9 protein-coding genes are annotated in these 13,220 nt (G+C 47.2%); 3 read left to right on the top strand and 6 right to left on the bottom strand.

Annotated features, from left to right (window positions below; translation table 11 throughout):
* The first annotated feature begins 47 nt into the window (after nt 1-47).
* Together JM642_RS03225 and JM642_RS20455 are read left to right on the top strand one after the other, a co-directional pair.
* Nucleotides 48-3,155: a tetrathionate reductase subunit A gene (locus JM642_RS03225; protein ID WP_203432751.1), complete on the top strand. Its 3,108-nt coding sequence runs from the start codon at nt 48-50 to the stop codon at nt 3,153-3,155.
* Between the two features lie 235 nt (nt 3,156-3,390).
* Nucleotides 3,391-4,701, top strand: a complete 1,311-nt coding sequence (locus tag JM642_RS20455; protein WP_203432750.1) for a PAS domain-containing methyl-accepting chemotaxis protein — start codon at nt 3,391-3,393, stop codon at nt 4,699-4,701.
* Between the two features lie 110 nt (nt 4,702-4,811).
* Here the strand turns inward: JM642_RS20455 and JM642_RS03215 are convergent, their stop codons facing one another.
* The 5 genes from JM642_RS03215 to JM642_RS03195 form a co-directional block, all read right to left on the bottom strand.
* Nucleotides 4,812-5,513 (bottom strand): DUF3581 family protein, encoded by a 702-nt coding sequence (locus JM642_RS03215; protein ID WP_037421914.1) that lies wholly within the window; start codon nt 5,511-5,513, stop codon nt 4,812-4,814.
* Nucleotides 5,514-5,667: 154 nt separating this feature from the next.
* Entirely contained in the window at nt 5,668-5,898 is a 231-nt protein-coding gene (locus JM642_RS03210) for a hypothetical protein (protein WP_037421910.1), read from the bottom strand.
* A gap of 92 nt (nt 5,899-5,990) precedes the next feature.
* Nucleotides 5,991-6,401, bottom strand: coding sequence for a DUF2391 family protein (locus JM642_RS03205; protein WP_037431171.1), 411 nt, complete (start codon nt 6,399-6,401; stop codon nt 5,991-5,993).
* Nucleotides 6,402-6,468: 67 nt separating this feature from the next.
* Entirely contained in the window at nt 6,469-8,247 is a 1,779-nt protein-coding gene (locus tag JM642_RS03200; RefSeq protein WP_203432749.1) for a sel1 repeat family protein, read from the bottom strand.
* A 109-nt stretch (nt 8,248-8,356) separates the two neighbouring features.
* A complete protein-coding gene (locus JM642_RS03195; protein ID WP_203432747.1) occupies nt 8,357-9,685 on the bottom strand; it encodes a leucine-rich repeat-containing protein kinase family protein in 1,329 nt (442 codons plus the stop codon).
* 348 nt (nt 9,686-10,033) lie between these two features.
* On the opposite strand from JM642_RS03195, the gene JM642_RS03190 reads away from it, so the two are divergent.
* Nucleotides 10,034-11,470, top strand: a complete 1,437-nt coding sequence (locus tag JM642_RS03190; RefSeq protein ID WP_203432745.1) for a LysM peptidoglycan-binding domain-containing protein — start codon at nt 10,034-10,036, stop codon at nt 11,468-11,470.
* A gap of 77 nt (nt 11,471-11,547) precedes the next feature.
* Here JM642_RS03190 and JM642_RS03185 read toward each other — a convergent pair whose 3' ends face one another.
* Nucleotides 11,548-12,909: a DUF4397 domain-containing protein gene (locus JM642_RS03185; protein ID WP_203432743.1), complete on the bottom strand. Its 1,362-nt coding sequence runs from the start codon at nt 12,907-12,909 to the stop codon at nt 11,548-11,550.
* Nucleotides 12,910-13,220: the final 311 nt, after the last annotated feature.

Genomic DNA, 13,220 nt, shown 5'->3' with positions numbered 1-13,220 from the left:
CCACAGCACCTTCCATATTAAGAAGTTACCGCATTAAGGAGTCCGTAATGGATAAGAGTAAACGTCGTTTTATCAAAGGCGCAGCTGTGACGGGTGGCGTGGGATTATTTGCCGCAGGTTACAGCCATACCTTAGCGCAAATGGGCAAAGGGGTCGTGCATGGTAGTTCGGGAAAAACCACCCAAGATCCCATCCATGGCAATTCGCTAGCCCCTGAATATAAAGTGGATTTAACCTCAGGCCAGCTGATTGGCAACGATGAACAACGCATCGCCAATACCATGTGTCTCGGCTGCTGGACCAAGTGTGGCGTGCGAGCCCGTATCGATAATAAGACAGATAAAATTCTCCGCATCAGCGGCAATCCCTATCATCCGCTCTCGGCGCGGGAACATATCGACTTCGATACCCCGATCAAAACCGCCTTAGTCGGCTTAAGCGCCTATCAAGAGCAGGGCTTACAAGGGCGTTCCACCGCCTGCGCCCGTGGCAATGCCATGTTAGAACAACTAGATAGTCCCTATCGCGTCACCCAATGCCTTAAACGGGTCGGGCCGCGCGGCAGTGGGCAATGGCAAAGCATTAGTTTCGAGCAACTGCTGACCGAGGTTGTCGATGGCGGTGACTTATTTGGTGAGGGGCATGTCGAAGGCTTAAGGGCAATTCGCGATATCAGCACGCCACTCGATACCCATAATCCTGAATATGGCCCCAAGGCCAACCAGCTCTTAGTGTCAAACGCCTCGGATGAAGGCCGAGATGTGATCATTAAACGCTTTACCTTCAATAGCTTCGGCACGCGAAATTTTGCCAACCACGGCGCCTATTGCGGCTTTACCTATCGCGCAGGTGCGGGTGCCCTGCTCGACGATTTAAAGAAATACGCCCACCTTAAGCCCGACTGGGACAATAGCGAGTTTTTGCTGTTTATCGGCACCTCGCCACAGCAGTCGGGCAATCCTTTTAAACGCCAAGCACGGCAGTTGGCCAACGCTCGGGTCGATGGGCGGGAATTTAGTTATGTGGTGGTATCGCCCATGCTGCCCAACACCTCGAACCAACCCTGTGCAGGTAACAATACTTGGCTGCCAATCCGCCCCGCGACCGACTCCGCCCTCGCTATGGGCATGCTGCGCTGGATTATCGATAACCAGCGCTACGCCAGTGCGTTTTTAACCGCGCCCAATGCCGAGGCGGCGAAAGCAGCAGGCTACCGAGGCTTTAGTAATGCCAGCTTCCTAATCATCAGCACGCCAAATCACCCCAGATACGGCCAATATTTGTATGCCAGCGATCTCGGCTTGCCCTTCGAAGGCAAAGCCTATGGCGAGCAGGATTCTCCACTGGTTGTCGATGCCGCTACTGGGCAGATTCTACCAGTCGGACAATGCGCCAAGGCGCAACTTGAGGTTGAGCAAAGCGTGAATACGCCAAAGGGTGAGCTGAGCGTGAAATCCAGTTTTCAGCTACTCAGTGAAGCCGCGCGCAGTGTCGAGATGGCCGACTACGCCAAGGAGTGCGATATCAGCGAGGCGCAAATTGCCGCACTTGCCCACAAGTTTACTAGCCATGGCACTAAGGCAGCGGTGATCTCCCACGGCGGCACTATGAGTGCAAACGGTTTTTACAGTGCATGGGCGATCATGATGCTTAACGCCATGATTGGTAACCTAAATCTTAAGGGCGGTGCGATAGCTAAGGGCGGCACCTTCCCCGCCTTTGGTGCTGGCCCAAGGTACAATTTGCAGGACTTTGACGGCATGGTCGAACCTAAGGGCGTATTCCTTTCCCGCTCTAAGTTCCCCTACGAAAAAACCTCTGAGTATCGCCGTAAAATCGAAGCGGGAGAATCGCCCTATCCGTCGAAGGAGCCTTGGTTCCCCATCTCATCGCCCCTGCTGGGCGAACATTTAACCGCGGCGGTGCACGGTTATCCCTATCGACTCAAGGCGTGGATCAACCATATGGGCAACCCCATTTATGGTCAGGCGGGTCTCGGCAAAGCCATTGGTGAACAATTAAAAGATCCCAAAGTATTACCGCTATTTATCAGTATCGACAGCTTTATCAATGAGACCTCTGCGCTGTCGGACTACATAGTGCCCGACACCTTAACCTATGAATCTTGGGGCTGGAGCGCCGCGTGGCACGGCACACTCACCAAAGAAGCCACCGGCCGCTGGCCGATTGTCGAGCCGAGGGTCGCCAAAACCGCCGATGGCGATGTGATTTGTATGGAATCCTTCCTTAGCCAAGTGGCGATAAAACTTAATCTGCCCGGTTTTGGAGCCAATGCGGTCAAGGCCGCCGATGGCAGTCTACACCCGCTGACTCGCGCGGCTGACTTTTCGCTCTACGGCGCGGCAAACGTGGCTTACCTGGGTAAACCCGTTGCCGATATCACTGCCGAAGATATGTACTTCAGTGGTGTTGGGCGCATTCAAGCGGAACTCAATGCCAGACTCAAACCCGAAGAGGTCAAAAAAGTCAGTTACTTATTTGCCCGTGGCGGCCGCTTTGAGAATATCAGCGCCAGTCGCGACGAGGCGGGCAACCCCAGCAAGGTTTGGCCAAAACCCTTAATGCTGTGGAACCCAGAGGTGGGCAGTCGGCGCAATAGCTTAAGCGGCGAATATATGAGTGGCTGTCCACGGCGTTATCACCCTGCGATCGCCAACGGCACGCCCTTGGAGCAAGCATTCGATAAGTCACAGTGGCCGCTGCTGATCAGCAGTTATAAGTCGCACACCATGAGTTCGATGAGTATAGGTTCGGACCGTTTACGCCAAGTACACCCCAATAATCCGGTGCGCATCAATGAGCAAACCGCCACCCGTTTTGGCATTAAAACCGGAGACACGGTTAAGATCAGCACGCCTAATGGCAGTGTGGTGGCTTTGGTGGAATGTGTGGCGGGCGTACATCCCGACTGCATTGCCATCGAGCACGGTTATGGCCATAAGGAGTTAGGCGCGCGGGATATAGTCATCGATGATAAAAAGATTGCCGCCAATCCGCTGATCCGCGTCGGAGTCAATATGAACGACTTGAATCTGTTCGACCCAAGCCGCCATGGGCGCTATCCGCTGGTGGACTGGGCCAGCGGCGCCTCAGCGCGGCAAGGACTCCCAGCCAAAATAGAAAAAATCGCTTAACCCCTAAGCCAAGGTAACAAGGAGGTTACCTTGGCTATCAATTTATCCTGCCCAGTTTTATAAAAAATGATCTAACCCAACTCTTTGGGAGTATTCTACGTGTTAATAAATGACTCAGAAATCAAGCAACGACTAAAATCCTAGCTATATTTAACACTATCCATGTGGTTCAGATTTTTGGGCATTATGTCGCATAGCCGTTTTTGAGTTTGCCAAACTCATTAGGAGTACTTCAGTGTTTAATTCTTCATTACGTAAAAGCCTTGAAATCAGTGAAACTAAACGCAAGGAAGCTGAAGCCACTATTGACTCAATAAAGGATTGTATTGCCACTATCGAATTCTCGCCAGAAGGCGTTGTCATTGATGCTAACCATATATTTTTGAATGAAATAGGTTATAGCCTGCATGAGATCGTCGGCAAACACCATAGATTATTCTGCTCCTCAGAATTAGCCAATTCACCTAGCTACCAGCAGTTTTGGACAAGCCTAAAATCAGGCCAACCTAAAGAAGGCAATTTTCAACGGTTCCGTAAAGATGGCGAAGAGGTCTGGTTAAGGGCTACTTATTTTCCGATCAAGATGGACGGCAAAGTCATCAAAATTATGAAAATTGCCTCTGACATCACCCAAGATAAACACAAACTTGATGATCAAATCGCGATTTTTACTGCGTTAGATCGTGCTCAAGCTGTCATTGAATTTAAACCCGATGGCACTATTTTGCAGGTAAATGAAAAATTCCTTAAAACCATGGGCTATCAAGCAGCGCAAATCGTGGGAAAACATCATCGAATATTCTGTTTCGATGCCTTTTACCAGCAAAATCCGCACTTTTGGGATGAGCTAAAACACGGCAGGTATAAACAAGGGCTATTCGAACGCAAGAATGCCTATGGAGATTCCGTTTGGTTAGAAGCCGTTTATAACCCTGTGTTGAATGAAAATGGCAAAGTAGTTAAAGTCATTAAATTTGCTAGTAATATCACCAAAAGAATTGAGCAAAGCAAAGCCGTGCGACAAGCGGCGGATATCGCACTTGAGACATCGCAACTCACGGTAGAACAAGCCATTCAAGGCGTTAAACTCCTCGATGCGACGGTAAATACCTCAAACTCCATCGCGGAGCAGACATTAAAAACGACCAAATCAATCACTCAACTTAATGAGCAATCCCAAAGTATTCAAGCGATTGTCGCAACAATTAGCTCCATTGCCGACCAGACAAACCTACTCGCACTTAATGCCGCGATCGAAGCTGCCAGAGCAGGTGAACAAGGACGAGGCTTTGCCGTGGTGGCCGATGAGGTACGTCAGCTTGCCGCAAGAACCAGTAAATCCACCAGTGAAATTGCAGCGGTCGTCGACAAAAACAGCCAACTTACTGCGAGTGCCACCAGCATGATGAACGAGGTAGAGCGAATTGCCGAGCAAGGTAAACAACAACTCGTTGAAGTGACCGCTGTGATGGGGAATATTCGTACTGGCGCAGAAAATGTGGCAAATACCGTGTCCCAACTGTCGATTGATGAGCAGCATAGTTAGCATTAAAGCGCCTTGGTTTGGGATCAAGTTCAAGCCTTATCCCAAACCACTCTTTATCCCAAATTATCTCGCCCTAGAGACCTGAGCGATAAAGCGGGCCTCAGACTCAATTAAAACTCGGTTTTGCGCCCTTCGTAAGCGGCACACATCTGCTGCATTTGCGCCTCTTCGTAGGGGCGAAGGCCACTCATCACTAAGGTTTTAATTCCGGTACCGACTAAGATATCGCCGCTGTGCAGTTCAAAGTGCAGCGTCACATCGCCACGCTTGCCATCAATCTTAAGCTCTTGTTCTACAAGCGATAGGTTTACTTCAACAAAGTCGAGTGTCGTCAAGTCGAATGACATGCTTTCGTAGATGACTAAGGGACGCTCAGGATTGATCATCACTTGATGTTGTTTCATCAAGGGCATCAGAATGTCGATAAAATTGTGTCCTGAGAAGGCCACATAATTACGAATAAAAGATTCGGTTTGTGCATCACAACGGCTAGCATCACCTTGGCGAGTGACATGTAAATAGGTTTTATCGCGGTTATCGCAAATCGAAAAGCTGTCGTTCACTTGTTCAGGAAATTGCAACTCAACCCCATCACCGACCATGCCAGCAAAGGTAAACTTCATGCTTTGGCTTAGCCCATACTGGGTTAAGACTAAGGCAAATAACAAATCGCCAGGCACACAAAAACGTTTTGCGCCCACATCGTGGATAGGGTTAAAGTCTTGAGCGATTTTTTTAGCGAAGTCACTGGCTTGTTGTGCAGAAACAGAAATTGATTGATTTTGCTTTGAAAAATAAGGCGATAGAAACATATTCACTCGTTCTTTAATGGCTCAACATTGGGCTAACAACATAATGGTCACGAGTCTACCTCAGTTTTGGCATTTTACTCACCCGATGACTTAAGCAACCAGATACAAGCTAGAGTCATGGCACTCGGCTGCACCATGACCATATTTGTTAGGACTAGACTCGCTTAAATTCACGCTTTAATTGAAAACTCTCATCGGTAACTAGCTGCTCTAATACTTCAACCCGTTCGCGAAGTTTATCAAGTTCAATATGTAACAACTGGTTATCTGCCTGAAGCTTATTATTGGCAGAACTACCGCGCTCGCGGATTTTCATAATCGCGACCGCATATCCTCCCACAATGGCAAAAATCGGGATAAGTAATGCAAGGGTTGCTGGGTTCATAATGCGTCCTTTTACAATCGATCTATTGGGTTCCAGTATGAGCAACATAACCTAAATGCACCAGTGACAAAAGTCATGACATCAGCCCAAACTTATTCCTTATCAAAGCTATCTACTACAATCGCTCCCATAGAAGCGGGCATACTAATCACGATAATCCGTTTAAAGGAAGTCATGGTGTCGTCAATTAAGGGCAACTTATCGAGACACAAGAGCACTAAACTGACGACACAAGCACTTATCAAATAGGCAATAATAATCCGGAAAATAAATACCGGCAGGCGGTGACGAATATTCTGTTGGAACACACTCTGGTAAGTAAACGCTCCGAGAAACAGCAACGACAAACCAAATAACATCAGCAAATTCAGTAGTGGTAAGGTTTCTCCGAGTTGCCATGCCTCTTCAGAAAAACCGATGGGCACAGCGAGCGCAAAGGCACCTACACACACTTGAATCGCATCTTCGGTATTAAAACGATAGGTATCAAATTGAAAAGCCATAGCTTAATCTCCCTGTCTTGCCTATGACTTGAATAAGCCTGTTATCGAGTTATCCCTGTTAACTTAGCTACAGGCGCTCTTCAAGGGATTTGAGTCTTTCTTTCGCTTGAGCGGCATAATCATTTGAAAAACGCTCAGCCAATACGAGACTTTGCTGGTACAGGATTTGTGCATGCTTAGGGTCGGCATCGCCGCCCTCTCCAGCATCGAGTAAACTGGCCAATTGAAAATAAGCCTTACCAAGCACATCTTGTTGAATACCTTGCTTTTCACCTTGAGAGGCAACCTTATCAAGCCAATAACGAGCTCTTTGTGGGTTGCGCTGCGCTGGTTTCAATAAGATATCGGCATATTCTGCGGCAGCATACAAATCCCGCTCGGCGGCAATCTCCCAAAACTCTTGGCTTTGTTCAAAATCCTCTAGCCAATAATAGTAATCACTGGCAGCGCTAAGGGCCAAAGCGGGGTCAGCCTGCACACTCAAGCGATAATTGGCTAATGCCGCCGCTGCATCATGGTAGGGCGACCAAGGCAATACTTGGTAGAGAGCCATCATACTCATAGCCTCTGGCACACCTTGACTAACCAACTGTTTTAACTGCTCCCAAGCCTTAACTTCTGCGCTTTTTGCCTCGGCGGTATTTGACTTGCCTTGCAGTATGGTCTCAAAGGGCTTACGAATAAGTGCCATTTTGGCATCCATATCCCCAAGCCTAGCCGCACGTTGTAACCAATATTGGCTCTGCTCAACCTCCCCCGCATAGGCGGCCTGTGATTGCATCCACTGAATAGCAATTAAGTCATCACCCTCGGCCGCCTCTCGGTAGAATTTACGCGCTTTTTCTTTATCCTGCGCCAGTGCATGACCTGCCCAATAGATGTGCGCTAGCAATCGCTTATCTTCGGCCTTGGTGCTTGCGCTTAAGGTATTGAGCATAGATTCAGGCTTACCATAGGCATAGAGATGCACATCTCCACGCGGATAACGATATTCGGTACCATCGGGGTAATGCACCGAAATATCGTCAGCTTGGCGCCACACATTCACTTGATAATCAGGCAAAACCTCTGGATTAAACTGCACCCGCAGCACAGCCTCTTTATCGAAACGCACCATTTGCGTTGCACTGCTCGACCATAAACTGCTGGTCGACTGCAAATTACTCTTAAGCTTTACCTCAAAGGGGCTATCTGTTTTGGGGCTATAGATAACCACTGGGTAATACACAGGATTAAGGGTAAGCGGTAACTCGGCAACCAGATTAGTATCTTCTTCACTGCCAGCAAGTATGGGTTCGATAGTTAGCTCTTGGCTTAAATAAAATCCATCATGGGGCGAAGCTTTGGCCGGTGGCTCGCTCGATGTTAATAATGGTGACGTATGTAAATAGTTGTCTTTTAATGACTTAACCCTTTGCCATATGGGATGACTTGGCATCAAGTTAAGGTCAAGGACTAAGTCCTCCAACTGCCAATCGCAATCTCCGCCCCCTTGCAAGGCTAACGTAAGGGTGAATGGTTTAGCGACAGCGCCACTTTCAAGCGATTGACGCAATACCGAGCTTTTATTCAGTGTGGCGCGATAGGGATTGGCAATATCACCATTCGGGAAACGGATTTCTTTGCGGGTACAAAGAGAGGAAGTGTAATAACCCACAAGTTCTAGTTGGGTATGAGCAGGTAAACTCCCCATAAACTCAAAACGCTGTGCATTCTTGGGTGGTGTAGTTTGGTCAACAGGCAACTCTCGCTGCCACAGGCTATCCCAAAATCCAGCCCAAACGGGCGCCGAGAGAAACGAGCTTAAGCATAAGCTTAGCCAAACCAGTTTTGAAATCGAACTCATAATGCCAGCTCTCCATTGCTGATGAGATTTAGTCGCTCTTGATTAAATGTCTCTGCGTTGGTTTTCACCCCATGATCCCTTGCATTTGCTGCATGCCACATACGTAAACTTAGCGCAGTGCAGCTAATGTCTTCACGATATCACTAAAGCGTGGGCGACAAGATAACGCCGGCTGCATACAGAGTGCTTTTAACTGCCGCAGTTGAACTCGCAGCGCGTCGCCTTCATCGTTATCGGCGAAGGGCAATAAGTCATCAAGTAAACACCCTAGGGCCCGCACCTCAATAGCCTGCATGGCATCACGTTCCGATGTAGGCAATTTTGCTAAGTTTGAGGCGGCGCCAAAGTCACCGAACAACAGCGCCATTTGCTGATTAACCATCATATTATGGGCATAGACATCACCATGGCTCACTTGTTTCCCGTGCATATGCGCTAGGGTGTCAGCTAATTGCAAAGCGATTTCAGTTATGCCCTTCAGGCTAAATTCGGTCCCCGCTTTAAAGGTGTCTCGGGTACAAGTCGCTAGGGATGGCGGTAAACCTAAGTTACTAAATCCTTGAGGAATCAGTTCCATCACTAAACCAAGTTGATCCTGTTGACTGATATGCGCTAAGACTTTGATGAGATTTGGATGTGCGCCCGTAGTTAAACAACAATCCAGCTCATCGGCAGGATAGCCATCACTGGTCACCTCTCCCTTAAATAACTTAACCGCAATATGTTCGCACCCAGTAGCAGCCACCATAGCAGGATTTAACCAACGACCTTGGTAAATAATGCCAGAAGCCCCCTCACCTAGTTTTTCACCGAGCTCAATGTCCGCTAATGTCACATTTGGCATACTCGCCACATCGGCATGGGGATCAACCAAAGTATGGCTAAAAGGATTGCCCGCAAACGCCAGCCAAGTGAGTTTGGGTAGCTTAAGCACCCAGTTTGGCAGCGCTTGCAGTTGATTAGCCGACAAACGTACTAATTCTAAGTTATGGCATTGGGCCATAGATGCGGGCAGCGAAGTTAAGCGATTGCCAGCCAAGGCTAATTTTTGCAGACGATGCAACTGCCCCATACGCTCGGGCAAGGCGGTGATTTGGTTATCCGTTAAAATCAACCAACGGGTTTGTGGGGGCAACGATGCCTCTGGCACAACACGAATTTGGTTAGCCTTAAAGCCAATCATCTCCAGTTTGGGGCACTGACCTAACACTTCTGGCAGCACTTCAAAACGATTATTGGAGGCAAACAAAATCTTTAGATGGGTTAAACGATATAAATCATCGGGCAGTGAACTTAACTGGTTATTGGATAAATCGAGGATCTCCAGCGTATCGGCTAAATCAAAGATTTCCTGCGGAAATTCAGTGAGGTTTTCAACCAACTGTAATCGAGTAACCCCTTGTAATTGCCCTGCTTTTAACTGCGTTAACGTCTGCACACTCTAACCCACATCAATGAAAAATCGCTGCTATGTTAGCTTATTTAGTGGTAAATCTAAATGTGACCTAGGTGGTCAAATTATCAGCAAAGCTATCCAGAAACCGCAAAACAGATTAGCATGTGCAACATTATCTATACCCAAGCAACCTAAAGATATCAGTTTCAGAGCGCCTAGGGTGCTCTCATTCAAGGTGCATCAAGGACAAATGTCGACCACATTTTGAATTGCTGCAATACAGAAATGGCGTACACAAACACTCCGTTTCGGCAGTCTTAAACACAGAAGCCTGCATCGAGTTAGGCTGTTTGGGTATAACGCCAAGTTAGCAAAAATGACAGGATAATCATGCGGAAAACCTTTCGCCAACCGAGTGCATTAGCAGTGCTAATGATCGCCATGTTGACAGCCCAACTCAGTGGCTGTGCGACAACGTCGGCGCAAACCTCGCCCATGGAATTTGCCACCACAGCTCCAGAAGCTGAAGGTGATAGCGGAGATACCACACAATCTCATCATGATAAAAAAGAGGTTGTCGACGAGCGCTATGCCGATGTATGGGAGAAAATTCAACACGCCCGTACTATTGATGTGCATGACGATGCAGAAGTGCGCAAACAGCGTAACTTTTTCGATGACAAGCAAAAGTTTATGACTCAGGTGACCCAGCGTGCCGAGCCATTTTTATACTATATTGTGAGTCAACTCGAAGCCCGCAATATGCCACTAGAACTGGCACTATTACCAATTGTCGAAAGTGGTTATAACCCGCTGGCGCAAGCAAATGGCCCCGCCGGACTTTGGCAAATGATCCCCGCTACGGGCCGAAACTTTGGCCTAACGATCAACTCAGCCTACGATGGTCGCAAAGATGCATTGGCCTCGACCGATGCCGTACTCGACTATTTACAGCATTTACACGACACCTTAGGTAACGACTGGATTAACGCCGTTGCGGGCTACAACAGTGGCGAATTAGTGATTAAAGCCGCTATCGATAGAAACAAAGCTAAAGGCAAACCTACGGATTTCTGGTCGCTGAATATTCCAGCTCGCCAAGTACAAACCGTGCCTAAGTGGCTGGCATTTATCCAAATTATCCGCGCCCCAAGCCATTACAATCTCAAAGTAATGCCAATTGCAAACCGCCCATTTTTGGAACGCTTACCCGCTCCCAATGGCGTTGAAATAAGCCAAATCGCCAATGCTGCGGGACTCACTAAAGCGGAGTTCAAAACCTATAACCCAGGATACCGTCAAAACGTGATCCCCAGTAAAGGCAAATACCAAATTGCCCTGCCGATTGAAAACATTGGCCACTATCAAGAAAATCAGCACAAGCTCTATGTTCAAAAACGTTACGACAGCCAAACCTATATCGTGAAATCCGGTGATAGCTTAGGTTCGATCGCGGCTAGATTTGATTTATCAGTCAAAGAGTTAAAACAGGCAAATAATCTGACCTCTGATCGCCTAAAAGTCGGCCAAGAGCTCACGCTATTAACGCCAATGGCGGCTAATGATAATGAGCCAGAGCCCGCAAAAGCTAAGGCTAAAACCGACAAATCATCGACCAAAGCGAATGCGAGTAGCACTAAAGCCGCCACCTCAAAATCGACCGAGAAACCAGCGGCTAAAGCCAAAACCTACAAAGTAAAATCAGGGGATTCACTGGATAAAATCGCGCGTAAAAACAAGGTGAAACTCGCCGATTTAATGAAGTGGAACCAGCTCAATGCCAAGAGCATTATTAAACCCGGCCAAGAGCTAAAACTGTCAGAATAGAGACTGTTAAAACGAAAAAGCACTACCTAGGTAGTGCTTTTTTATTGCCCAATTTATTTACAGCTCAACCGCTGCGATTAAAGCTTAACTAGGTTATAGCCAAAGCTAGTTGAGGCATCCTTATTCAGCACCATAGTGACGTTATCTTGATTATTAAAATCGATCATATCAGAGGCGTAAACCACCGTTTTTGAGCCATTTTCGACCGAGATGACCTTGATAGAATACTCACCTTTAGGCACCACTAATGATTGCGGTGCTGTCGGATTAACCGCACTGATTTTATAGGTTGCCGTATCAATAGTGTCGTTCGCCTTTAAGAAGTACAAAGTCAAGTTACTCTTATCGGCAAAACTGACGATATCGAACTTGAAGCTGTAGGGACTTGGCGTTTGAGTTTGTTTCATCTCCATCGCCTTCACTTGGCTGCCCTGCTCGTAAATAAAGATGGTTTTAATATCATCTTGATTAAGGGTGATTAGCACATTATCGAGCAATTTCGCTTGGCTAGTATGGTCAAATACGCTCACGCCAAAGTCATTAAACTCGGCACCTTTATAGGCTGTTACGCCAAAGGGGGCCACATTGCTAAATAGCGCTTCTTGTTTACTACTCACCACTTTCACATCAACATTATGTGCAGCCAAGCCATTGAATACTCTGAAATCAACACTGCTTTCGAGGGCGACATGGTTACGCACATTGGTGGTTGAGTCGACGCTGTCTAAGCTGATTTTAGCCGCTGATGCGCCAAAGCTTTCCCTTAAAATCAACTTATAGGGCACCTTGGTTTTAAAGTTAATACTCGCCGTGGTGTAGCTGATATTGGTCGTACCCGCCGCGGTCAGATAAATTTTGTAGTCGCCGGTATCCAAAATTTGTGGCGTTGAAACCTCACCATAGGAGACGCTACCAAGCATCACCGCATCGGCAAAGCCTTTATCCGCCTTGGCAATATACGCATCGTACGCTGGAGCATTGGTTGCGGTATGGGCAATCAACAGCTGCATTTTGCTCTTGTCTGCTTCGGCGTTTTGGTTATCGAGCTCGGTACGCGAGTAATTGATATTCAAAAGGGCTGGCGAGGCAAAATCCCCATGTAATACAAAGAAATGATCAGTTGCCGTTTTTAAATCAATATTCTCTTTGTAGAGCGAAATATCTTTATTTGCCGCATCCTTACCCATCACCTCTACCGCACTCACACCGGGAGTTGATGTAAAGCGTGGCATCGCATCGGCGTAACTCACACTTTCATAGGTTTTATCGCCAATCTTCAGCGCGGTATCAGTGCTGCCAACTGTCGCGTTGTAAAATTGCACATAGGTATCAGTTTTAGAGGTATCCTCATCCTTGTCGTTATCAGAGCCACCACAAGCGGTAACCCCTAAACAGGCGAAGGTCATTACTGCGAATCCTTTGAGTTTATTGTTAAGCATTGTATCCCTCATTTGCAGACAAAATTTCAGTTCAGTCTACGCAGTTATACAATGACAACAATGGCAATTTCCACTCAAAACAAAAACAAATATTTCACAAACTCAAACACTTAACAAACATTTCAGCAACCAGGCTAATATTGATACAAATCACATTTTTCGGGCGCTGAATTGATACAAATACCTTTTGCGATACGTTTACTTACAACTCAAATAACTTCTTTTACGCTAAAAATTATTTGGCTTGAAGCACAGACGTTCGGACTTTAACCTGCTTTGGCTCCATCCCAAGATACGTGACAACCTTGTTC

This window comes from Shewanella sp. LZH-2, from assembly GCF_016859145.1.
Lineage (GTDB): Bacteria > Pseudomonadota > Gammaproteobacteria > Enterobacterales > Shewanellaceae > Shewanella > Shewanella xiamenensis.
Note: the sequence above shows the minus strand (reverse complement) of the source record. Positions and strands in the feature narration are given on the sequence as shown.